Here is a 23,656-nt window from a genome sequence, read left to right as displayed (position 1 = left end):
GGAAATACTCTACGGAGCGGTGGGGCGCCGCACTCCCATCTGCTTCGGCATCGGTGTGACTCCGGTGCCGGAGATCCTCGCCGAGGTGACGACATCGCTCGAATGGCTACCCCTGGCGCGAATCGGTTGCCGGTGCCCGAGCGCTCCGCCGCGGGCACGGTGCCGGCGGGTGGTAGAACGGTGTGTGGAGATCGGGCGGCTCAGCCAGGCGTTGGAAGAGATCTTCGACGGCGCGGTCGTGCATCACGGCTACACCGACTACCTTCGCGACTACGAGGTCATCGTCCACGTCACCGCAGACCCGCGTACCGGCATCCCGTCCGTTCACCTCCGCTACCTCTTCAGGTACTGCGTCGCAGCAGAGGTGCGGACGGCGGTGAGTCCCGACACCTGGCGGCGCTCCCTCGACGAGCGGCTGACCGACCCGGAAATCGGTCCGGATCTGGACGGTTTCGTGTGGGCGGTGCGCTGGCAGCCGCTCTACCCAGGTGCGGAGGTGGTGACGGACTCCGAGCGTGCACGGTCGTGGTCGGACGAGATCGGCATCCCCTTTCACGAGGTCCGCTTCGAGATGAACGCGCACACCCTGGCTCTCGTCTTCAGTGACCTCGAGGTGACGGAGGTGGGGGAGGGCTACGCGCCCTTCACGGTCACCAACGACGACTGACGCAGGGATCTCGCACCTCGCGTGGAAGACGCTGGGTGGAAACCGGGACGGACGCTTCCGCGCGTGCGCGTTCGGCCTCGATCTGCGCGACAGACCCGGTGACGACCGCCGGATCGGCTCCGGCGTCGAGGGTGGCGCGGAGCTCGGACTATGCCGAGGGCGGCAGGGCGTCGAGGCGGGCGCGGACCGACTCACTCGACGGATGGTCGAGGTCGGTGAGGATGCTCAGGGCCTGCTGCCACACCGCCCGCGCGGCGCCCGCGTCTCCCGCGCGAAGGTGGGTGTCGCCGAGGTGACTGAGGGTGTCCGCCTCGTGGGCGCGGTAGCCGAGTTCTCGGAACAGTCCGAGGGCCTGCCGGTAACAGTCGACGGCCCGATCGTGTTGGCCGAGGTGGTGTCTGGCGTGGCCGAGGCTGTCCCAGGTGGCGGCCGTACCGCCGCGGTCGCCCACCCGGCGCAGGAGGCTGAGCGCGTGTTCGCAGTATTCGACGGCGGTGGCGTGGTCGCCGAGCAGTGTGTGGCACCAGCCGACAGCGTTGAGTGCGAACGCCTCCCCGCGTTCGTGTCCGGCCGCGCGGTAGAGCAGGACGGCCCGGCGGGCGTGTTCCAGGGCGCCGGACGGGTCCTCCCGGTGCTCGTGCAGGTAGGCGAAGAGGCGGTGGATGAACGCCTGCCCAGCCGTGTCGTCGCTGTCCACATAGAGGTCGAGGGCGCGGTGCAGGTGCTCCTGCGCGTCGTCGAGCCGCTGCAACCGCAGGTCGGTGTGCGCGAGGCTGAGGTGGGCGCCGGCACGCGCGGCCGGAATGGCGAGCCGGTCCGCGCACTCCAGCGCGGTCCGCCAGGCGACGGCGCGGTCGTACCAGTACCCACGGCGTTCCAGGTACGTGTCGAGGGCCCAGGCGAGCTGCCAGGCCTCCCGGTCGAGGCCGGACTCGGCGGCGAGGCGCAGAGTGGCGAGCAGAGCGGCGCGCTCGGTGTGGAACCAGGCCGTCGCCTGGCCCGGGTCCGCCAGGTGCTCCGGCGTGTCGGCGGCTAACGGCGGGTCGAGCGGGAGCGGAATGGGGTCCCGCTGGGCGTGCACGAGCCGGTTCGCGGCATGCGCGGCGTGCGTGTAGTGGCCGACCAGGCGCGATCGCGCGGCCCGCCCGTCGTCGGGGGCAACCTCCTCGGCGGCGTACGCGCGCAGGAGGTCGTGCAGGGCGTACCGGCCGGGTGCCGGTTCGGCGACCAGGTTGGCGCGGACCAGTTCGGCCAGCAGGCGGCGGGTGGGGGCCAGCGGTTGCCCGGCGAGGCTCGCCACGGCGTACGCGCCGATGTCCGGGCCCGGGTGCAGGCTCGTCAGGTGGAACAGCCGCCGCGCGTCGGCGCTCAGCGCGGCCTCGGACCAGGAGAAGACGGCGCGTACCCGGGTGGTCGGATCGCCGGCGTCGAGGGCGTCCAGGCGGCCGTGCACGTCGTCGAGTTCGGCGGCGATCGCGGTCAGCGGGAACGCGGTCTGCTGCGCGCGGGCGCAGACGATGGCGAGGGCGAGCGGCAGCCGCGCGCAGGCGGTGATGATCTGCCGCACGGCGGCCGGCTCGGCGGTCACCCGGTCGACGCCCAGGCGGCGGGCCAGCAGGAGCCGGGCCTCGTCGGGGTCGAGGACGTCGACGGCGAGCGGGTGGGCGCCGTGCACGGTCACCAGGGGAGCGAGCCGGTCGCGGCTGGTGACCACGGTGGCCGACGTGGGTGCGCCGGGCAGCAGGAGCCGGACCTGGTCGGCGTCGCGGGCGTTGTCGAGCACGACGAGGATCCGCTTACCGGCCAGCAGGCTGCGGTAGCGCGCCGCCTGCACGTCCGGGTCGGCGGGAATCCGCTCGGGCGGTAGGCCGAGGGATTCGAGCAGGCCGCGCAGCGCGGCGGCCGGTCGGACCGGCACCCCGGCGGGGTCGAAGCCGCGCAGGTCGGCGTAGAGCTGGCCGTCGGGAAACCGGTGGGCCACCTGGTGCGCCCAGTGCACGGCGAGGGTGGTCTTGCCGACCCCGGCGGTGCCGGAGATCACCGCGAGCACGCCGCCGGTCGCCTCGCCGGTGGGCTCGGCCAGCAGCTTGTCGAGGCCGGCCAGGGCGTCGGTACGCCCCACGAAGCCGCGGACGTCCGTGGGCAGCTCCGCCGGCACCGGGGCCGGCGTACCGGCGGCCGGAGCGGCCCGGGGTTGCGGGGAAGCGCCCTGCAACAGCGCCTGGTGGAGCATCTGGAGGTTCGGTTCCGGGTCGACGCCGAGCGCTTCGGCCAGCCGGGTCCGCAGTGCGGCGTACTCCCGCAACGCGTCGGCGGTGCGCCCGAGCGCGTGCTGGGCCCGCATCAGCGCGGCGGTGAGCGACTCCACGAGCGGGTGTTCCGCCGCCAGATCGGCCAGCAGCCCGATGGTGACGCCCGGGTTGTGGGCACCCAGCTCGGCGTCCGCCCACGCCACCACGGCGTCCAGGTGCTCCCGGGTCCAGCTCTCCCGCATCCGGGCGGCCCAGTCACCGGCGATGCCGGCCAGCGGTACGCCCTGCCGGAGCCCGATCGCCGCGCGCAGGGTGGCCAGCCGTTCCCGGTCGTCTCCGGTGTCGCCGGCGCGCAGCAGCAACCGGCGGAACCGGTGCAGGTCGACCAGTTCCTCGTCGATCTCCAGCACGTACCCGCCGGAGCGGTGCACCAGCGGCGGCGGGTCGGCGTCACCGGCGGCCTCGCGCAACACCTGCCGGATCCGGGTGACGTGCGCCCGCAGGCTGCCCCGTGCGTCGACGGGGGCCCGCTCGCCCCACACCCGGTCGACAAGCGCGGCCTGTTCGACGACCCGGCCGGCGTCGACAAGCAACGCTGCCAACACCGCCCGCTGTCGCGGCGGCCCCGGGTCGACCGGTCGTGCCCCGGCGAGAACCTGCACCGGGCCGAGCAGCCGGTACCCGACCGGTTCGGCCCGCCCGTTCACCACGAGACCCGCACAGCATCAGCCACCTTCGGCGTCGCAACGATTCCACAACGGTACGGCCCATCGTCGGTTGCCATTCTCTTCGTGCTCGACCGGAACGGCACACGGGGGGTCCGGAGGTGTTCGGTCGAGCCGAGAGGGAGGGAGGCAGCCATGAAGATCGTCGTTCGCACCGTGGAGTCGGTGAAGACCACGCAGTACCCCGATTCCTGATCAAGCCTGGTGGGCGGCCGTCGTTCCCCGGCGGCCGCCCACCCCGGTGAAACCATCCTCGGAACCGGAGGTTTGTCATGCGCGTCGGCCTCAAGCCCTGCGAGTGGGAGCGCGTCGGCGACGGTCTGGTCGTCGTCTGCGACCCGAGCCGCTCGGTGCTGCTCGACGACCCGGACGGCCAGGTCGAACGCCTGCTCACCGTGCTGTCCGACCAGCCCGGAACGGTCGCCGAGCTACGTGCCGCCCTGGCCACCGACGGGATCCAGGTCAGCACCGACGACCTCAGCGGCGCGCTGAACGCGCTCGACGACCTGCGGTTGCTGCGGGACCTCGACCGGCACGTCGACCGAGCCCGGGCCGGCCGGGACTTCAGCAACCTCGCCTTCTTCGAGCTGTACGCGACCCTGGGGGCCAGCGAGGCCGACCTGCAGCGGCGGGTGCGCGACGCACACGTCCTGCAACTGGGCACGGGCGGGCTCGGCTCCAACGTGCTGCAGAACCTGGCCGGCCTCGGCGTCGGCAGGCTCACCCTGGTCGACGCCGACGAGGTGGAGCCACGCAACCTCGCCCGGCAGTTCCTGTACCGGGAGGCGGACCTCGGCACCACCAAGGTCGACCGCGCCGCCGACTGGGTGCGCGCCTTCCACTCGGGCATCACCGTCGAGGCCGTACGCCGCTGGATCGGCGGCCCCGACGACATCGCGGACCTGCTGCCCGGCGTCGACCTGGTGGTGTCCGGCGTGGACCAGGGCGAACGGATCGACAACTGGGTCAACGAGGCGTGCCTGCGCGTCGGGGTGCCCTGGATCCGGGGCGGCATGGTCGGCTCCCAGCTCATCTACTTCTCCGTCGACCCGGGCCGCAGTGCCTGCTACGAATGCCGGGTCCGCGCCTACGGCGACGGACGGGGCGTCCAGGCGTCGGTGCTGGAGCCGACCGCCATGACCGCGCAACGGCTCAGCGCCCGCATCTCCCGCGTCAACCGGGCCAACGGGCCGTCGGCGGCGCTGGTCGGGTCCCTCGTGGCGTTCGAGGCGCTGCGCTACCTGACCGGCTACGAACCGCCGTACGCGGCGGGCGCCGAGGTGCTGGTGGACCTCTCCGCGGGCTGCCAACCCAACCGTGAGCCGTGGCCACGCGACCCGGACTGTGCCATGTGCGCGGTGGCCGGCGCGCGCACCGCCGCCACCGCGTCATGACCGACGCGACGAGCACCGTACGGCTGCGCCCGCTGACGGTCGTCGAGGAGGGAACGGACGTCCTCGTCGGTGACCCGGAACGGGGCACCTACGTCGCGATGCCCGCGGTCGGGGGCGTCGTCATCCGGGCGCTGCTGGACGGCGCTCCGCTCGCCGAGGCCGCCGAGCGGGGCGCGGCGTTCGCGGGCGAGCCGGTGGACCTGGAAGACTTCGTCGCCGTCCTGACCGAGCTGGGGTTCGTGGACAGCGACCAGGCATCCGCGCCGGTGCGGACCGCCGCCGTACAGCAACGCTCCTGGACCGCCGGCCCCCCGGCGGCACTGGTCCGGCCGCTGTTCTCCCGGGTGGCGTGGGTGGTCTACGCCGCCGCCGCGATCGGGGTGGTGGCGTGCCTCCTGGTACGCCCGGACCTCTGGCCCCGGCCGACCGACCTCCTGCTCACCGACGACCTCGGCGCCAGCCTGCTGATCATGTTGCCGGTCACGTACGCCCTGGTCGCCGTGCACGAGGCGTGGCACTGGCTGGCCGCGCGCGCACTCGACCTGCGGACCCGGTTCGGCATCGACCGGCGGCTGTTCTTCCTGGTCTTCGAGACCGACCTGTCGCAACTGTGGAGCGTGCCGCGCCGCCGACGCTACGGCCCACAGCTCGCCGGGCTGGCCGTCGACATGGTCCTGCTCGCGGCGCTACTGGTCGGGCAGCTCGTCCTCGGGCCGGTACGCCCGCTCCCGGCGCTGGTGTTCGTCCTGGTGGCCAGCACGCTCTGGCAGTGCATGGTGTTCCTGCGCACCGACCTGTACGCCGTCCTGGTCACCGCGATCGGCTGCCGCGACCTGTGGCGCGTCAAGTCCCTGCTGCTGCGGCGGGCCTTCGGCCGGCTCGACGAGCGGCAGCGCGCCGAGCTGGACCGGGCCGACCCGCACGACGTGCGGGTGGGCGCCTGGTTCCGCTGGGTCTGGCTCGCCGGGTGCCTGCTCGCCGCCGGCTACTTCGTGCTGTTCTACCTGCCGCTGCTGCGCTACGCCGCCGACTGGGCGGCCGACGGGTTCGCCGCCGGGGTGGGCAGCGCGAGGCTGTGGTGGGGTCTGGTGACGGCCCTGCTGGTCTACGCGCCGATCGTGGCGACGCTGGTGCTGGCCGTCCGGCAGGTGCGCACCCGAGCGGGTCGGTGAACCGGAAAGCTGGACGCGCTACCCGCACCCGGTTGCCGCGATCTCCAGATGATCCGAGGCGGTTTCAGGCCGACTGTGGGCCACCACACGGCTCGGCCACACGGCCCGGCGACGCACCGGAGCCTGCGGACCGCGCTGTCCGTCGCTGCTCGAGCCCAAGTGATCGGGCTCAAGCAGCGCGGTCGTACGTGTAGTGGCTGGGTCACGCCGAGTTGCGCCACTTGCGGCCGTGTCGGCCGATGAGCCGGTCGGCGTCGGTCGGGCCCCAGGAGGCGGCCTCGTAGGTGGGGATCGGCGAGTTGTCCTTCTCCCAGTGGTCGATGATCGGGTCGACGATCCGCCAGCACTGCTGCACCTCGTCGCTGCGGATGAACAGCGACGCGTCACCGATCAGCGCGTCCAGGAGCAGACGCTCGTACGCCTCCGGGGACTCCTCGACGAACGTCTGGTCGTAGGAGAATTCCATCGTGGCGGTGCGGACCCGGAAGGAGTGGCCCGGCACCTTGGCACCGAAGCGCAGCGAGATGCCCTCGTTCGGCTGGATCCGCAGGATCAGCGCGTCAGCGTCGAGGCCGGTGAGCTGATCGGTCGGGATCGGCAGGTGCGGCGGCCGCTGGAACTGCAGTGCCACCTCGGTGAGCCGGGCCGGCAGGCGCTTGCCGGTGCGAACGTAGAACGGCACCCCGGCCCAGCGCCAGTTGTCCACGTTGAGCCGCATGGCGGCGTAGGTCTCGGTCCGCGACAGGGGGTCGACGCCGGCCTCCTCGCGGTAGCCGGCCATCAGCTCCTCACGGGTGCCGCCCCGGGTGTACTGGCCCCGGACCGCGGCCTCGGCGATGTCCCGGTCGGTGGGGAGGCGGATCGCCTGCAGCAGCTTCACTTTCTCGTTGCGCAGGCCCTCGGCCTCGAAGGAGGCCGGCGGCTCCATCAGTGCCAGCGCGAGGACCTGGAGCACGTGGTTCTGCACGATGTCGCGCATCGCGCCGGCGTCCTCGTAGAAGCCGCCGCGGCTGCCGACGCCGAGGGTCTCGGCGACGGTGATCTGCACGTGGTCGACCCAGGAGCGATCCCAGATGGGCTGGAAGATCGAGTTCGCGAAGCGCAGTGCCAGCACGTTCTGGACGGTGTCCTTGCCCAGGTAGTGATCGATACGAAAGACCTGGTGCTCGTCGAAGGCGCTGTGCACGACACCGTCGAGTTCGCGGGCCGTGACCACGTCGCGCCCGTACGGCTTCTCGATGACCAGGCGGGAGAACGAGCCTTCGCGTGGCTGGTTGAGCCCGACTCGGGCCAGTCCGTTGATCACCGGCTCGAAGGCGCCAGCCGGGGTGGACAGGTAGAAGAGCCGGTTGCCGGACGTGCCCCGCTGTGCGTCGAGCTCGTCGAGGGTCTCCACGAGCCGTTTGTAGGTCTCCGGGTCGTCGTAGCCGCCGGCCACGTACCGCACGCCGCCCTGGAGTTGACGCTTGCTGGCGAGGGCGTTCTCGCCGAGGGCGCTCTCGACGAACTGCTCGTCGGTCATCGACGTGCGCGCGACACCGACGAGCGCGAACTGGTCCGGGAGCCGCTCGTGCCGAGCCAGGCTCTCCACTGCGGGCAGCAGCTTGCGCCGGGTGAGGTCACCGGAGGCACCGAAGATCACCAGCGTGGCCGGTGGGGCACTCCGCTCCTGGATGAGCTGGGATGCGTGGTCCATCGTCTGCGTTCCTCCGGGCACAAGGGGTGTGAGGTCGGGGTGTCATGCCAGGGATTGTGCGGCTGTGGCGGTAGTGGGCGGCGTGGCTCCGTTGGTTGCGGAGCTTGAGCCTCGCATGCCGGCTGACGGACAGGCGACCCGGTGACGATTCGGTGCGGCCTGTCGACGGAGGAATGTGCCATCCGAGGTGCCGGTCCCGGAACTCCCGAGCCAGCCGACGTCGGCTGCTTCGGTAGTTCCGGGACCGGCTCTGGGTTCCGCGAGCCCGTGGCGTCCTGGTCAGCGAGGTAGTGGAGGCAGCGTCCGACGGTCGATCCAGGCGTCGAACAGATCGTCCAGCGGATCGCGGGAGAATCGCTGGGCGTGCAGCCGAAACTGCTCGGTCGTCACCGTCGCGTGGCGGTGCTCGGCGGCCCAGGCTCGCAGGAGCGCGAAGAAGGACTCGTCGCCGATCCTCTTGCGCAGGGCGTGCACGGTGAGCGCGCCGCGCTTGTAGACCAGCGGGTCGAACATGCGGTCGACACCGGGATCCGCGACGACGACGTTTCGCGGGCGAGCCGCGATCCACGCGTACCACTGCGCGGCCACGGCGTCGGTTGGCAGGTCGCCACAGACGCCGGACCACAGCCACTCGGCGTAGGTGGCGAAGCCCTCGTTGAGCCAGATGTGTCGCCAGTCCGCCACCGTGAGGCTGTTGCCGAACCACTGGTGGGCCAGCTCGTGCACGACGAGCCGCTCGTGCGTACGCCGCCCGTCGACGTGGTTCCGTCCGAAGACGGCCATGCCCTGCGCCTCGACGGGATCGTCGAGTACGTCGTCGGCGACCACGACCACGTACTCCCGGAAGGGGTACGGTCCGAAGAGCCGCTGCAGCGCCGACATGATCTCGCCGTGCCTGCCGAAGTCGTGTGCCACGTTCCTGCGTAGCGCGGGCGGGATCGCCGCCCGCTGTACCACCGCACCGACAGTCAGGTCCACCATGTCGTAGCGTCCGACCTGCACGCTCATCAAGTACGGCGAGGTAGGTTCGCGGCGCTCGTACACCCAGCTCGTGCCGTGTGGGCCTCGCCGCTGCAGCACGGGGTCACCGGTCACCAGGACCGTGTACGGAGAGGGTGCCGTGACAGCCACCCGGAAGGTGGCCTTTGCGGCGGGCTGGTCGTCGCACGGAAACCACGACGGCGATCCGTTCGGCTGGCTGGCCACGAGCGCCCCGTCGGTGAGTTCCTCCCAGCCGAGTTCACCCCACCGGCCGGAGATGGGCACCGGCTTACCCGCGTACCGAATCTCCACCCGGAAGGTGTCCCCGGCGCCGATCGGCCGCTCGGGTTTGATCTGCAGCTTGTCCGGACGGTGCAGGTACTTCGCCGGGCGCCCGTTCACCCGGACGTCCTGCACGCGGAATCGACCGAGGTCGAGAGTGAACCGCGAGAGCGGCTGGACGGCGACCGCGGTGATGTCGGCCTGGCCCGCAAGCCGGTTCGACGCGACCCGGTAGTCGAGGTCGAGGTCGTAGTGCCGCACCTGGTAGCCGCCGTTGCCGTGCTCGGGCAGGTAGGAGTCGCCGGAGCGGGCGGCGCCAGGTGATGCGCCGCCCGACGCCGCCTCTGGATTCATGCCGACCGTGCCGCTGGAGCCGGCCAGGCGGTGATCGGGTTACCCAACCATCGGCTGTCGCTCGGCACGGCGTCGCCGCGGGTCACCAGTGAACCGGGCCCGACGGTGGTCCGCGCACCGATGCTCGCACCCGGCAGGACGATGCCGTTCGGGCCCAGTACGGCCCCCGCGTCCAGTGTCACCTCGTCCATGCTCATCACACGATCATGGAACAGGTGGGTCTGCACCACACAACCGCGGTTCACCGTCGCGCCGTCGCCGAGGCGGACCAGGTCGTACTCGGGCAGCCAGTAGGTCTCCAACCAGACGCCCCGGCCGATCTTCGCACCGAGCGTGCGCAGCCACGCCGTGAGCAGCGGCGTGCCGGTCGCGAAACGGACCAGCCACGGCGCGGCCAGAACCTCGACGAACGTGTCGGCGAGCTCGTTGCGCCACACGAAGGAGGTCCACAGCGCGCGCTCGGCGACCCGGAAGCGTCCGACCAGCAGCCACTTCGCGGCCGTCGCGACGGCGGCTGCGGCGATCGCCGCACCCAGCAGCACCGGCCCGGCGGCGGCCGCCGCAGCCCACCAACCGGCAGCCCGCCAGATGAACACGAGTACGGCCAGGACACCGACCGCCAGGGCACCGGCGCACATCACCGGAACGATCCGGCACAGCTCGATCGCAGCCCGGGCCACCTTCAGCCGAACCGGCGGGTCGAAGGTGCGGCTGGTGTCGGCCGCCTCGACGGTCCGGCGGAGCGGCATCGGTGGCGCGCCGAGCCACGAGGAGCCCTTCTTCGCCTTGAACGGCGCCGACGACAACACCCCGACAAGCCCCCGCTTGGGCACCGAACGCCCGGGAGCCGCCATTCCGGAGTTGCCGAGGAATGCCTGCTTACCGATGCGGGCCGGGGCGACCCGCAGCCATCCATGGCTCAGCTCGTACGTGGCGACCATGGTGTCGTCGGCCAGGAAGGCCCCGTCGGCGACGGTGGTCATCGCCGGCACCGCGAGGACGGTGGACGCCTCCACCCCGCGCCCCACCTTCGCGCCCAGCAGCCGCAACCACACGGGCGTGAAGAGGCTGGCGTAGAGCGGGAACAACCCGACCCGGGCCATCCCCATCAGCCGTTCGGTTGCCCAGACCTGCCACGCCACCCGCCCCTGCACAGGGTGGTACCCGGCGCGCAGGCCGATGCTGAGCGCCCGGACGGCCCCGAGCACCAGTAGCGCGTAGCCCACGACGTAGGCGACAGCCGCTACCGCGACGGCGGCCAGCGCAGCGCCGAACGTCGGTCGGACGGCAAGCGTCCAGCCGAGCGGGGCGAGCGCCCCCAGCGCGGCGACGACCGGAACCAGCACCAGCAGTTGGGCTGTCACACCGTACGCGAGCGGCCAGAGGCGAGCCCTCATCCGTGATCGGAGGGGGCGCTGCCCGGGCCACTCGCTCGAGTCCTTGGCAGCGGCAGCGGCTGCGGCCGGTGAGCCGGCCCAGTGTTGGTTCGCCGGTACGGCTCCGGTCACCGTCGAGCCTGCGGCGACACGGGCGCCCTTGCCGATCCGAGCGCCCGGCATCAGGGTGCTGCGGGACCCGACCCGGGCGTCGGCACCGACACGAACCCTGCCGATGCGGACAACATCGCCGTCGACCCAGTGACCGGACAGGTCGACCTCCGGCTCGATGGCCGCCCCGCGGCCGAGCTTCAGCAGACCCGTCACCGGGGGCGCCGAGTGCAGGTCGACGTCGGCCCCGACCTGCGCGCCGAGGGCCCTGGCGTACGTGATCATCCAGGAGGCTCCGGCGACGCTGGTGGCGCCGGTCAGCTCGGCGAGGCGTTCGGCGGCCCACAGCCGCAGGTGCACGCCGCCACCGCGCGGGTAGCTGCCCGGGCGTACGCCGCGCAGCAGCAGTCGCGCTCCACCGGCGGCGACGGCGATCCGACCCAGTGGGCTGAACAGCACAAGCCAGCCCAGCACCACCCACCACCAGGACACAGTCGGTGCCCACGGTGCCGCAGCGAGTGGGGCAAAGACGTTGCCCAGGGCGGCCACGACGGTCAACCAGCGGAGCCCGACCAACGCGAGCATCGGCACCAGCATCGCGGCCTGGATCAGTCCGGAGCGCCTCGGCGTCGGGCGAACCTCCCGGCGCGTCGTCGCCGTCGTGTCGAGCGCGTCGAGCACCGCCGCGAGCCGCGACAGTTGTGGGTGGAGGTAGATGTCGGCCACCGAGACCCCGGGGTGCCGGCGCCGGATCCACGCGACCAGTTGCGCCGCGTTCAGGCTGCCACCGCCATGGGTGAAGAAGTCCGCGTCCGCCTCGGCGGGGCGTACGCCCAGGATCTCCGCCCAACCGCCGGCGAGCCATTCTTCCGTCGCGGTCAGCTGACCCGCGGCCTCCTCGACGGTGGCCAGTGGCCAGGGCAGCGCGGCGCGGTCCACCTTGCCGGACGTCCGGGTCGGCAGCGCGTCCACCACGGCCAGCAGCGGCACGAGCGCGGCGGGCAACTGCTCACGGATCAGCAGCGCCGCCGTCGCGGCATCGAAGGTGACGCCGTCGTGCGGAACCACGTAGCCCACGAGCAGTTGGTTACCGGCGGGAGTGCGCTGCACCGCCGCGGCGGCACCGGCGACGTCGGGCAACGCCTGCAGCGCGGCGTCGATCTCGCCCAGCTCGATCCGGCGTCCGCCGAGCTTCACCTGTTCGTCGCCGCGGCCGACAAACAGCAGACCTTCCGGCTCCGCCCGGACGATGTCACCGCTGCGGTACGCCCGCTGCCAGCCGAGCGCCGGCAGCGGCGCGAACTTCTCGGCGTCCTTTCCCGGGTCCAGATAGCGGGCGAGTCCCACCCCGCCGATCACCAGTTCCCCGGTCTCACCCATCGCCACCGGAGCGCCGGAGGCGTCGACCACGGCGAGTTCCCAGCCAGCCAGCGGCAGCCCGATGCGTACGGGTTCCTCGCCGGTCAATCGTGCGGCGCAGGCGACCACGGTCGCCTCGGTGGGTCCGTACGTGTTCCAGACCTCCCGGCCCTCGACGGCCAGGCGCTGTGCGAGCTCCGGCGGGCAGGCCTCCCCGCCAAAGATCAGCAGCCGGACCTCCTCCAGCGCCTCGACCGGCCACAGCGCAGCGAGCGTCGGCACCGTCGACACCACCGAGATCCGCTGCTCGGCCAACCACGGACCCAGGTCGACGCCACTGCGCACGAGGGACCGCGCCGCCGGCACCAGACATGCGCCGTGCCGCCACGCCAGCCACATCTCCTCGCACGACGCGTCGAACGCCACCGACAGGCCCGCCAGGACCCGATCCTGCGGACCGATCGACTCGCTGGCCTCGTCGACGAGGAACAACTGCGCCTCGGCATCCACGAAAGCCGCCGCAGCGCCGTGGCTGACCGCGACGCCCTTCGGGGTGCCCGTCGAGCCGGAGGTGAAGATGATCCAGGCGTCGTCGTCCGGGCCGGGCCGACCGGTCCGACCGGTGGGCGTACGGCGCAGCGACACCGCCAGCCCGTCACCCAGGACCGCGACGACCCCCGCCTCGGCGAACACGAGCTCAATGCGTTCCTCAGGATCGTCCGCGTCGACCGGCACGTAGGCGGCCCCCGCGGCGAGAACGCCGAGGATCGCCAGGTACAGCTCGGCAGTGCCGGATGAAATCCGGACGCCCACTCGGTCGCCGACACCGATCCCATGTCCAGCAAGCGACATCCGTACGACCTCGACCGCGTCGGCCAGTTCGCGGTACGTCATAGTCGTGGCACCGTTGTCGAGAGCTGCGGCTTCGCCGTGCGCGCGCACGGAGTCGTCGAGAATGTCGATCAGCGTGCGGCGGGACGGGGCCGACGAGGAGCGGAACACCGCAGGGGCGACCGCCTCCGGCGAAATCGCATCCAGCTGTGGGTCAGTCAGCACAGGCACCGAGCGTTCACCATCTTCACCTAGCGGATCAGCGTCAACCAGGCGTGCGGCATGCGGATCCGCCCTGGGCGGCCCTCAACGCTACGTCGCAGCGGCCCGAAAGTGCGGGCGCAGCAAGGAATTCGTGTCCGCCGCCACAGCCATCGGGAGTCGTGGCTATGGGGCCGTGTCGTCACTGCGGATCTGAACATCCCCACCGTTGTCGCGCAGATCCTCCGTGACGCGCTTCTCGGTCAGGGCGACGGCATCGGCGACGCGGTCGGCGAGTTCCTCCAGCGCGAACAGCGCGACGCGGATCCTGAGGTCCTGCGAGCAAATCCGGCCGTGAGGGCGCGGCCGAGGCAACGCTCAGCTCGGACGTGTGCGCGTCATGGTGCGGCGCCAGGCCGACTCGGAAGCCTGGCCGCGCGCGGCCACGGCGGACTAGCCCGCGGATTCGGTCGACCGACGCTCGGCAGTGATCCGGAGAAGTCCTTCGACGCCGCGAAGGAAGGTCTCGGACACCAACGCGGGGTCGAAGAGGCATCCGGCTGCCATGGCACCGTCGCGGAGCATGACGAAGTGACGCGCGGCGGACTCTGCCGTCTCCTCGTGAACCTGTGCCATCAGCGTGGTGAGCGTGTCCAGGAACCATTGCCGGTGGGCGATGATCTCCTGACGTACGGGATGTTCCGTGTCGGGATACTCCGCCGCAGCGTTGAGAAATGCGCATCCACGGAACCCCGGGGACTGGATGCGCTCGGCGATGGAGTTGGCAATGGCCAGGAGCGGGGCGACCGGTGGTGAATCGGTGGTGATGACCGCGTCGACCGCGCCGCGATCGATCTCATGGACCTCACGCAGGTAGGCGAGGATGAGATCGTCCTTGCTGGGGAAGTGCCGGTAGAAGGTGGCCCGGGTCACCTTCGCCTCGGCGATGATCCGATCGACGCCGACGGAATGGATGCCCTCCGAGTAGAAGATCCTCGTTGCCGTGCCAAGGAGCCGTTGGCGCGCCTCCGAGGGGCGGGCACCGGGTGTGGTCGTCGTCATACCCCCCATTCTAGCGGATAGAACGTTCGGTCTTAGGTAGATAGAACGTTCGGTATTGACGATTCGAGCCGAGCCTGTCATGCTCGACCAGACAGAACGATCGGTCTCTTCGTCCCCTCCGCTGAAAGGGTCACCCGTGACCACCATTGCTGCTTCGCCCGGCATCTCCCAGACTGCGGCCGCACTGCGGCGGCTGTACTTCGTCCGCTTCGCGTTCGCCATCGTGTGGGCACTCGTGACGATCGCCACCGCCAAGGAGATCGGTCCGCTCGCGGTGACGCTGTTCGTGCTCTACCCGCTGTTCGACGTGGGTGCCGCCATCTACGACCTTCGTTCGTCGCGGACCACCGGCTCGCCGGCCCTGCTGTACGTGAACGTCGTGGTGAGTCTGGTCGCGGCGGTCGGACTGGGAGTCGCAGGCGCGTCCGGTATCCCCGCCGTTCTGCGGGTGTGGGGCGCCTGGGCGATCGTCGCCGGTCTGGTCCAGTTGGTCGTCGGTGTCACCCGTCGCAAGATGGGCGGCCAGTGGCCGATGATCATCAGCGGCGGCATCTCGGTTCTGGCTGGTGGGTCCTTCGTCGTCGGCGCTGCCGCGGATCACCCGTCGCTCACCAACGCTGCCGGCTACGCCATTCCCGGCGCCATCTTCTTCCTCATCGCGGCCATCCGTCTCGGCCGTACGGCCAAGGGCAACTGACATGACCGCCATCGAGTACGACGTTGTTGTGATCGGTGCCGGTCCGGTCGGGGAGAACGTTGCCGATCGGGTCGTCCGGGGCGGGCTGACCGCCGCGATTGTCGAGCGCGAGTTGGTCGGCGGTGAATGCTCGTACTGGGCCTGCATGCCGACCAAGGCGTTGCTGCGCAGCGCATCCGCGTTGCGGGCCGCTCGCCAACTGCCGGGTGCGCGAGAGGCGGTGACGGGAGACCTGGACGCGGCTGCGGTGCTGGGCCGGCGGGACTCCTTCGCGTCGCACTGGCAGGACGACGGGCAGGTGTCCTGGCTGGAGTCGGCTGGCATCGTACTGCACCGCGGTCAGGGGCGGATCAGTTCCGCCCGGGTCCTCGAGGTGACCGGCGTCGACGGTGTCACCACGACGCTGACCGCGCGGCACGCCGTGGTCGTCACGACCGGCAGCAGCGCCCTGTTGCCGGACATCCCGGGGCTGCGCGAGTCGGCGCCGTGGTCCAGCCGCGAGGCCGCCTCGGCCAGATCGGTTCCCCGTCGGCTCGCCATCATCGGCGGTGGCGTGGTGGCAGCCGAGATGGCGACCGCGTTCGCCGCACTCGGGTCATCGGTGACGGTGCTGGCTCGCGATGGTCTGCTGCCGTCGGCCGAGCCGTTCGCCGGTGAACTGGTCACCGAGTCGTTGCAGGAGGCCGGTGTGTCCGTACGCCTCGGCGCGGAGGCCGTCGCCGTCGACCGCGACGACAGCGGAGCCGTCCACATCAGGACCGCCTCCGGCGAGCGGGTCGAAGCTGACGAGGTGCTGGTGGCGGTCGGTCGTACACCGAACACTCAGGACATCGGCCTCGACCGGGTCGGGCTGGCGCCGGGCGCCTGGCTGGCGGTCGACGACACCTTGCGTGTCGTCGGCGGCGGCGAGTGGCTCTATGCGGCGGGCGACGTCAATCGGCGGGTGCTGTTGACCCATCAGGGCAAGTACCAGGCCCGGGCGGTGGGCGACGTGATCGTGGCCCGGGCGAAGGGTGCGAAGGTCGAGGACGGCCGGTGGGGCCGGCACGTGGCGACGGCCGACGAACGCGCGGTGCCACAGGTGGTCTTCACCGACCCGGAGATCGCGTCGGTGGGCCTGACCGCGGCTGCGGCCGAGGCGGCTGGGCTACGGATCCGTGTCGTGGACTACGACCTTGGAGCCGTGGCCGGAGCTTCCCTGCACGCCGATGGCTACCGGGGACACGCCCGGATGGTCGTCGACGAGGACCGCAAGGTGATCGTCGGCCTCACTCTCGCCGGCCCGGACGTCGCGGAGCTGATCCACGCCGCGACCATCGCCATCGTCGGCGAGGTCCCGCTGGACCGGCTCTGGCACGCGGTACCGGTCTACCCGACCGTCAGTGAGGTGTGGCTGCGGCTGTTGGAGACCTACGGCCGCTGAATTCAGATCCGCAGCGCTAGTTGCGACCCAATTCGAGGAGAGTGCCATGCCTACCAAGATCACAATCAACCCGCCGCCGCCCGTAGCAGCAGGCGCAGGTCGCGGGCCACGGCCGCCGCGGTGGTCTTGGCCGTGCCGGTGCCCAGATAGTACGGCCCGGAGTCGGTGGACCCTCCGTCCACGGCGATGACGTCGGCACCGAGTTCCGGCCCACGGTCGACGATCTCGGGCGGGAATCCCGAGCCGAGCATGCCGGAGGACACGAGAATTCGTACGCGGTCGCGGGTCATGGTTTCCTCATTTCGCGGGTACGAGCCGGTCATCCGACGGAGGTGGCCACGGCGCGGCCGGCCTGGCGGCCGGAGAAGAGACAGCCGCCCAGGAAGGTGCCTTCCAGCGCGCGGTAGCCGTGCATGCCGCCGCCGCCGAATCCACTGGCCTCGCCGGCGGCGTAGAGCCCGGGTACCGGCTGGCCGGCGTCGTCGAGCACCCGACCGTCGAGGTCGGTGTGCAGGCCGCCCAGGGTCTTGCGGGTGAGCACGTGCAGGCGTACGGCGATCAGCGGCCCGGCCTTCGGGTCGAGGATCCGGTGCGGCGCGGCGGTCCGCATGAGCCGGTCGCCCCGGTAGTTCCGGAAGTTGCGGATGGCGGCGATCTGCATGTCCTTGGTGAAGCTGTTGGTCAGTTGCCGGTCGCGTGCCTCGATGGTGCGCTGGATGTCGAGCGGGTCGAGCAGAGGCTCGTCGGTGAGCGCGTTCATGCCCTTCACCAGCTCGTCCAGCCGGTTGGCGACGACGAAGTCGGCACCCTGGCGCTTGAATGCCTCCACCGGTGCCGGTGCGCCGGCACGGAGGCGGCCGAGTACCTGTTTGACGCTGCGACCGGTCAGGTCCGGGTTCTGCTCGGAGCCGGAGAGCGCGAACTCCTTCTCGATGATCTTCTGGGTGAGGATGAACCAACTGTGGTCGTGGCCGGTGGTGCGCAGATGGGCGAGCGTGCCGAGGGTGTCGAATCCGGGGTAGAGCGGCACCGGCAGCCGTCGTCCGCGCGCGTCGAGCCAGACGGAGGACGGCCCGGGCAGGATCCGGATGCCGTGGGCGTCCCAGATCGGGTTCCAGTTCTGGATGCCCTCGACGTAGTGCCACATCCGATCAGGGTTGATCACGGCCCCGCCGGCGTCCTGCGTGATGCTCAGCATCCGGCCGTCCACATGGGCGGGCACGCCGCTGATCATGTGGGTGGGCGGGGTGCCGAGCCGTGCCGGCCAGTTGCGGCGGACCAGGTCGTGGTTGCCGCCGATGCCGCCGGAGGTGACGATGACGGCCTGCGCGGTGTACGCGAAGTCGCCGATCTCCTCCCGCGAGCTGGCGGTGCCGCGGGCGGCCTCGCTGGGCTCCAGGACCCGGCCCGTGGCACCCACCACCGCGCCGTCGCTGACGGTCAGCGCGTCGACCCGGTGCCGGAAGGCGAACCGGACGAGGCCACGTGCGGCGGCCTCCCGGACGATCGCGATGAAGGGTTCGAGCAGGCCCGGTCCGGTACCCCAGGTGACGTGGAAGCGGGGCACCGAGTTGCCGTGTCCGGTGGCGTCGTAGCCCCCGCGCTCGGCCCAGCCGACGACGGGGAACATCTTGACGCCGAGGCCCCGCAGCCACGCGCGTTTCTCGCCGGCGGCAAAGTTGACGTACGCCTCGGCCCAGCGCCGCGGCCACGCGTCCTCGGGGCGGTCGAAACCGGCGCTGCCCTGCCAGTCCTGCCAGGCGAGTTCGGTCGAGTCGCGGATCCCCATCCGGCGCTGCTCGGGCGAATCGACCAGGAACAGCCCGCCGAACGACCAGAACGCCTGGCCGCCGAGGCTCTGCTCGGGCTCCTGGTCGAGCAGCAGGACGGACCGGCCGGCGCTGACGAGTTCGGCGGTGGCCACCAGTCCGGCGAGGCCAGCGCCGATCACCATCACGTCCGCGTCCGCTGTTGTGGTGGTCATGCCGGCTCCTTCGGTTCGGTGAGCGAGTGGGCCGGCCGGCCGTCGAGGGCGGCGACGAGTTCCTTGGCGCCCTCCACCCCCGCGGCCAGCCGGGCCTCGGCAGTCTGCCCGGCCATACGCGAGTAGACAGTGATGCCGGCCACCCCGCGCAGGATGCTGTCGGCGGGCAGCGGCTCCACGTCCACCACGTCGAGGGCTGCGCCCGCCAGCCGGCCGGACCGGACCGCCTCGACCAGGGCTGCCTCGTCTACGAGCGGCCCACGTGCGGTGTTGATCAGGCGCGCGCCCGGCTTCATCCGGGCAACGCCGCGCTGTCGATGAGATGGCGCGTGAGCGGGGTCAGTGCGGCGTGGACCGACACGAAGTCGCCGTCGCCGCCTGGCATGACGACCGCGGCTGAGATCCCGGCAAACCGGCTCACCAACCTCCCGCCGGGCGGCAGTGCCGTCGGAGGTCTCGGCAGCTCACGAGTCATGCCGAGCTGTCGACCCACCCGCTGTCCAGACTCTGTCCAGAGGTGTTCGCGAGGATTTCGCCGGCGGGTAACACCGTCCGCCTGAGCAGAGGAGGTCGACTATGTCGGTTCACGAGCTGAACGAACTGTTTGACATCGAGATCGAGGAAGCAGACGTCACCACCGACACGGTGGAGAACGGCGCTGCGGTGGTCCCGACGTTCGACCGGACGATCACGACCTGCGCCATCTGCTGAACCCCTCGGCTGGCCGGACGGCACAACGCCGTCCGGCCAGCCGTTCCAGCCCCGGGAACCCATGTGGACATCGTCTTCAGCTGCGCCGCGCAGTTCGTGGTGAGAGCTGCCGTACTGCCGCGACGCGCGGCTGAGAGAACCCGTGTGGCGCAGGTGGACGCGCGGGACCTGCTCGTCGACCCGGCGGCCGCGCCGATCGTGGAAGCCGTCACGCTCGCGAGCCGTTCCATGGCGGAGACCTTCGCGAAGGTCGGCGGCGGGCGGGATCTCGGGCAGCGCCGCACGGACCGGGCCGGCGAGTCGTTGACCCGGTATCTGCTGCGGATGGCGGGCCGGGCCACGCCGTTCGGACTCATGGCGGGGGTGGCCCTCGGCTCGTTCGGCGACGCGGTGTCGGCCTCGGTCGGCCGTGACCATCGCCGGCACGTGCGGCCCGACCACGGGTGGCTGGCCGCCCTCGTCGGCGATCTCGAACGAGATCCAGTCATCGTCGAGCGGTGCGTCGTCGTGGTGGACGACCTGGTGCGGGTTGAGGGCGATCTGGTCGTACAGCCGTTCGGCGCAGGCCGGTCGGGCGTCGTGCGCCGCACCTTACGCCGTACACGCCTGGTCGCGGCCATCCTGAAGCACGCCGCTTGCCCGGTCCTGGCGTCGACCATGGTCGATTGCCTGGTCGTAGAGTTTCCCGGCGCACCACGTGACCGCGTCCTGGCACTGGTCACCGACATGGTTGGTGCCGGCGTGCTGTTGACGCCGCTGGGGCGGACGCGTTCCCTGGACATGCTGGAAGCGGCACTGCCCGGTCACAAGACGGTCGAATCAGCCCGCCAGGCGATCACCGCCTACTCCGACGCGCCCGCGGCGGGCCGGCCGGCGGCGCTCGCCGAGACGCGGTGCCTGGCCGGCGAAGATGAGGCGATCCAGGTAGATCTCGGCTTGGACCTCGACGTGACACTGCCCCGCTCGGTCGCAGTCGAGGCCGAGCGCGCTGCCAGCGCTCTGCACCGTTTGGCGATTCCCGACACGCCTCGCTCTCGGGCCATGCAGGACTACCACGCCCGCTTTCTCGACCGGTACGGCCTCGGCCGTGCGGTGCCGCTGACCGAAGTGATCGACCCGGACCTTGGGATCGGCCTCCCCGACGGCCACAAGGACGACCCGCGGCTCCGTCGCCTCGACTTCGACGATGTCGCCCGGACCACCGTGCTCACCCGACTGCTCGTCGAGTCCACCCTGCACGGCGGTCGCGACGTGGTCCTCGACGATGACACGATCGACCAGCTGCACCGCCCGGGCGGGAGCACACCCGCATCGATCGACCTGTTCTGCGCTCTGGTGTCTCGCGACGCTGCGGCCCTACAGGCCGGCGACTTCGAGTTGATCATCTCCCCGCTCACCGGCACGCAGCAGGCCGGCGCCTCGCTCGGGCGCTTCGGTCATCTGTCCGGTCTCGGGATCGCCCTGACCGAGCTGGTACGCCCCGTCGGGGACCCGGACGCGACACTGCCCGTCGAACTCGTCCATTCGGTAATACCGCCCCGCTACGGCAACGTGCTGCCCTCGTCTCGCACGCTCCCGACGGCCCTCGTCGTCGGGGTGGCGCCGATGTCGGACAACGACCTGCGTCTCAACGACGTGGCGATCGTCGCCGACGCCGAACGGCTGCGGTTGTACTCGTTGAGCCGCGGCCGCGAACTCGACGTGATCATCCCGCACGTGCTCGACACCGACACCTTCGCTCCGCAGGTCGTCCGGCTCCTGCGGGGCGTGACGTTCATGGGAGTGCGCACCTTCAAGGGGTGGAGCTGGGGTCCGCTCGTGAACGCGCCGTTCCTGCCGACCGTCCGCTACGGCCGCACGGTCCTCAGTCCCGCCCGGTGGCGGGCAACTCCCGAGGACCTCTCAGACGACGAAGCGTTGGCCGCGTGGCGTTCGCGGATCGGTGTGCCACGACACGTACGGCTGGCGTATGCCGACCATCGGATCGGGCTCGACCTCGAATCGCCAGTGCATCGGCGCCTGCTCCGCGCGGCCGCACGGTCATCGGCCGTGGACGTCTGCGCCGAACCACTTCCCGACCTGGACCATGGTTGGCTGCGGGGAGCCGACGGCGCGTACGAAAGCGAATTGGTGTTGTCGCTGCGCTCGCGCACGGCGGCCCGCGCGGCGGCCTTTCCTGGCCGTCCCGTCGTCGCCGACGTGCCCTCAGCTCTGCCCGGCGGTGAGTGGCTGTACGCGCGAATCCCCTGTGATACTCCGCGCCAACACCAATTCCTCACCCGTCATCTGCTGCCCTGGATCACCGCGGTGGCCGACCGGATCGACAGGTGGTTCTTCCTCCGGTACGTCGACGATCGTGACGCACCCGAGTTGCGGATCCGACTGCACGGCGAGCCCGGGGTGGTGCGCGGCGAGGTACTGCCCGCGCTGTACGAGTTGGCGACCGAGGTGGCCGCATCCGGGTTGGCTGGGGCGATGACGCTGGCGCCCTACCACCCGGAGGTCGGCCGTTACGGTGGCACCCTGCTGATGCCGCTCGCGGAGCGGGTCTTCGCCGCGGACAGCATGTTCGTACTGCACCGGTTGCAGGGTGCCGACGATCCGGTGCTGATCGCACGGGACCTGGTCGCGCTCGTCCGGTCATTCCACGGGTCCAGCACCATTGGCGACCAGTGGTTGCTGTCGCGATTCGCCGATGGTTACCCCGAGCGCCGCCTCTTCGCTCCGCATCGGGTCGCCGCGTTGAACGCCATCGGTCCCGACTGGCCCACACCCACGGACCCGATCGAACGGGAGTGGGCCGATCGCCTCGCCGCGTACGGCAGACATCTCGCGGCTGATCGTCGCGACACCGCGCTCGCCGCGCTGGCGCACATGCACTGCAACCGTCGGCTGGGAACCGAGCCGGACAGCGAGCACCTGGTGTACGCGCTCGCCAGCGGCGCCCTGCGTGCTCACCAGGCCCGCGCGAAGTCCCGACGATGAGCTGGCTCCAGGACATCACCTCGCGGTTGGCTGCCGCAGCGGCGGACCCCGAACCGCTCGCCGACGGCGGACGGCGGTGGCATCCGATGTCGATCGCCGACGGCTACGTCGGGCTCGCGCTGGTCTTCGCCGAAAGCGACGACCCGGCCGATCGCGCGACCGCGCACCGGTTGCTCCTGCGCGGCGTGCGCACCGCGCGTCCCGCCCACGAGAGCGTGTTCGATGGTCTGCCCGCGGTGGCGCTCGCCGGGCGAATGCTCGCCCGAACTCCCGGTGACTACGCGAAACTCCTCAGCTCGGCGGACAACGCAACCATCCGGATCGCCGAACGCCTGCTTGCGACCGAGGAGGAACGTCTCGCTTCGGGCCGCTCGGGCGTCCGAATGCATCACTACGACGTCAGCTTCGGCCTGGCGGGGTTGGGCCGGGTGTTGTTGGCGGACGTGGAACAGCACCGCGCCGTGCTGGAACGGACGCTGCGCTACCTGGTACGGCTCATCGAACCCGTCACTCCTGGTCGCCGGCCGGTGCCCGGCTGGTGGACACCGGACCCGGCCGTTCTCAACGACCCCGTCGCCGCCGCGCGGGGACACCTCAATCCGGGACTGGCACACGGCATCGCCGGGCCTCTGGCGCTGCTGGCCCTCGCGGCGACGGCTGGCGTCGAGGTGGCGGGGCAGCGCGTGGCGGTGGCCCGGATCGCCGAATGGCTGTTGGCCCGACGCGGCTACGACGAGTACGGCCCGTACTGGCCGGCGGTGGTGCCGCTGGAGTACGAGGAGCGTGGCTCGGTGCGCGGATTGCCACCGAGCCGAGTGGCCTGGTGCTACGGCGCACCGGGGATCGCGCGCGCCCTGCAACTGGCGGCACGCGTCTATGCGGAACCGGCCTGGGAGCGGGCTGCGTTGACCACCCTCACGGCGGCATTGGCCCGCCCCTGGTCCACGACCGGCATTCGCGACGCCTCCCTCTGCCACGGCTCTGCCGGAGTCCTGCACATCCTGAGCCTCGTGGCCCGCGACGCCGCCTCGCCCACAGCCATCGACCCGCTGACCAGGCGAGTCCGTGCCCACCTGAACACCTTCGTCGACCCGGAGAGCAGATTCGACGTACGAACGGCTCCAGCGCACTGGGCCGGCGTGCTCGACGGCGCGGCCGGCGTCGCGCTCGTGCTCCGCGGTACACCTCCGGGGGCCACCACGCTCACCTGGGATGCGGCACTGCTGCTCACATGATCGAAACGCTGGCGCTCGGCTTCTCGGCCCGACGAGTCGGCACGTCCTCTGGGCACGATGGCCAGACGCACCTGGTACGGCCCACGAAGGCCCTCAAGGACAGTCGGATCGGGGCCGAGGTGGGTAGGGTACCGGCCGTCCCCGACCGCACGGCATGA

The 23,656-nt window shown here is 71.2% G+C and carries 16 protein-coding genes; 8 read left to right on the top strand and 8 right to left on the bottom strand.

Annotation, left to right across the window (positions count from 1 at the left end):
• The first annotated feature begins 184 nt into the window (after nt 1-184).
• Nucleotides 185-667 (top strand): hypothetical protein, encoded by a 483-nt coding sequence (locus ABZV06_RS01205; RefSeq protein WP_355236342.1) that lies wholly within the window; start codon nt 185-187, stop codon nt 665-667.
• 148 nt (nt 668-815) lie between these two features.
• On the opposite strand, the gene ABZV06_RS01200 is transcribed toward ABZV06_RS01205, so the two are convergent.
• Complete coding sequence (locus ABZV06_RS01200; protein ID WP_355617619.1) at nt 816-3,626, bottom strand: tetratricopeptide repeat protein; 2,811 nt, start codon at nt 3,624-3,626, stop codon at nt 816-818.
• 290 nt (nt 3,627-3,916) lie between these two features.
• Here ABZV06_RS01200 and ABZV06_RS01195 point away from each other — a divergent pair, with 290 nt between their 5' ends.
• Entirely contained in the window at nt 3,917-5,038 is a 1,122-nt protein-coding gene (locus ABZV06_RS01195; RefSeq protein WP_355617616.1) for a ThiF family adenylyltransferase, read from the top strand.
• Nucleotides 5,035-6,210 carry a hypothetical protein gene (locus ABZV06_RS01190; RefSeq protein WP_355617613.1) on the top strand — a complete coding sequence of 392 codons (1,176 nt, stop codon included), beginning with the start codon at nt 5,035-5,037 and terminating at the stop codon, nt 6,208-6,210. Before ABZV06_RS01195 ends, ABZV06_RS01190 begins: the two co-directional genes overlap by 4 nt.
• A gap of 202 nt (nt 6,211-6,412) precedes the next feature.
• Here ABZV06_RS01190 and zwf read toward each other — a convergent pair whose 3' ends face one another.
• From zwf to ABZV06_RS01170, 4 genes are all read right to left on the bottom strand, one after another.
• Nucleotides 6,413-7,906 carry a glucose-6-phosphate dehydrogenase gene (gene zwf, locus ABZV06_RS01185; protein ID WP_355235864.1) on the bottom strand — a complete coding sequence of 498 codons (1,494 nt, stop codon included), beginning with the start codon at nt 7,904-7,906 and terminating at the stop codon, nt 6,413-6,415.
• A gap of 279 nt (nt 7,907-8,185) precedes the next feature.
• Nucleotides 8,186-9,523: a M1 family metallopeptidase gene (locus tag ABZV06_RS01180; protein WP_355235867.1), complete on the bottom strand. Its 1,338-nt coding sequence runs from the start codon at nt 9,521-9,523 to the stop codon at nt 8,186-8,188.
• Nucleotides 9,520-13,431 carry a Pls/PosA family non-ribosomal peptide synthetase gene (locus ABZV06_RS01175; protein ID WP_355617610.1) on the bottom strand — a complete coding sequence of 1,304 codons (3,912 nt, stop codon included), beginning with the start codon at nt 13,429-13,431 and terminating at the stop codon, nt 9,520-9,522. The genes ABZV06_RS01180 and ABZV06_RS01175 overlap by 4 nt, the downstream gene beginning before the upstream one ends.
• A 423-nt stretch (nt 13,432-13,854) precedes the next feature.
• Entirely contained in the window at nt 13,855-14,463 is a 609-nt protein-coding gene (locus ABZV06_RS01170) for a TetR/AcrR family transcriptional regulator (protein WP_355235873.1), read from the bottom strand.
• Between the two features lie 136 nt (nt 14,464-14,599).
• On the opposite strand from ABZV06_RS01170, the gene ABZV06_RS01165 reads away from it, so the two are divergent.
• Together ABZV06_RS01165 and ABZV06_RS01160 are read left to right on the top strand one after the other, a co-directional pair.
• Complete coding sequence (locus tag ABZV06_RS01165) at nt 14,600-15,160, top strand: hypothetical protein (RefSeq protein WP_355617607.1); 561 nt, start codon at nt 14,600-14,602, stop codon at nt 15,158-15,160.
• Nucleotide 15,161: 1 nt separating this feature from the next.
• Nucleotides 15,162-16,583, top strand: a complete 1,422-nt coding sequence (locus ABZV06_RS01160; RefSeq protein WP_355617604.1) for an NAD(P)/FAD-dependent oxidoreductase — start codon at nt 15,162-15,164, stop codon at nt 16,581-16,583.
• Nucleotides 16,584-16,648: 65 nt separating this feature from the next.
• Here ABZV06_RS01160 and ABZV06_RS01155 read toward each other — a convergent pair whose 3' ends face one another.
• The 3 genes from ABZV06_RS01155 to ABZV06_RS01145 are packed head-to-tail and all read right to left on the bottom strand — an operon-like array spanning nt 16,649 to nt 18,863.
• Nucleotides 16,649-16,873 (bottom strand): hypothetical protein, encoded by a 225-nt coding sequence (locus ABZV06_RS01155; protein WP_355235882.1) that lies wholly within the window; start codon nt 16,871-16,873, stop codon nt 16,649-16,651.
• Nucleotides 16,874-16,902: 29 nt separating this feature from the next.
• Nucleotides 16,903-18,567 (bottom strand): FAD-binding dehydrogenase, encoded by a 1,665-nt coding sequence (locus tag ABZV06_RS01150; RefSeq protein WP_355617601.1) that lies wholly within the window; start codon nt 18,565-18,567, stop codon nt 16,903-16,905.
• A complete protein-coding gene (locus ABZV06_RS01145) occupies nt 18,564-18,863 on the bottom strand; it encodes an NAD(P)-dependent oxidoreductase (protein WP_355617598.1) in 300 nt (99 codons plus the stop codon). Before ABZV06_RS01145 ends, ABZV06_RS01150 begins: the two co-directional genes overlap by 4 nt.
• Nucleotides 18,864-19,143: 280 nt before the next feature.
• Here ABZV06_RS01145 and ABZV06_RS01140 point away from each other — a divergent pair, with 280 nt between their 5' ends.
• From ABZV06_RS01140 to ABZV06_RS01130, 3 genes are all read left to right on the top strand, one after another.
• Nucleotides 19,144-19,278, top strand: coding sequence for a hypothetical protein (locus tag ABZV06_RS01140; protein WP_355235891.1), 135 nt, complete (start codon nt 19,144-19,146; stop codon nt 19,276-19,278).
• A gap of 144 nt (nt 19,279-19,422) precedes the next feature.
• The gene (locus ABZV06_RS01135; protein WP_355617595.1) at nt 19,423-22,263 is read left to right on the top strand and encodes a lantibiotic dehydratase; all 2,841 of its coding nucleotides are present in this window, start codon (nt 19,423-19,425) and stop codon (nt 22,261-22,263) included.
• Nucleotides 22,260-23,498: a lanthionine synthetase C family protein gene (locus ABZV06_RS01130; RefSeq protein WP_355617592.1), complete on the top strand. Its 1,239-nt coding sequence runs from the start codon at nt 22,260-22,262 to the stop codon at nt 23,496-23,498. The genes ABZV06_RS01135 and ABZV06_RS01130 overlap by 4 nt, the downstream gene beginning before the upstream one ends.
• Nucleotides 23,499-23,656: the final 158 nt, after the last annotated feature.

Source organism: Micromonospora sp. NPDC005172, assembly GCF_040608555.1.
In the GTDB taxonomy this organism is placed as follows: Bacteria; Actinomycetota; Actinomycetes; order Mycobacteriales; family Micromonosporaceae; genus Micromonospora.
The sequence above is the reverse complement of the archived record's forward strand: the minus strand, read 5'-3'. Positions and strand labels throughout refer to the sequence as shown.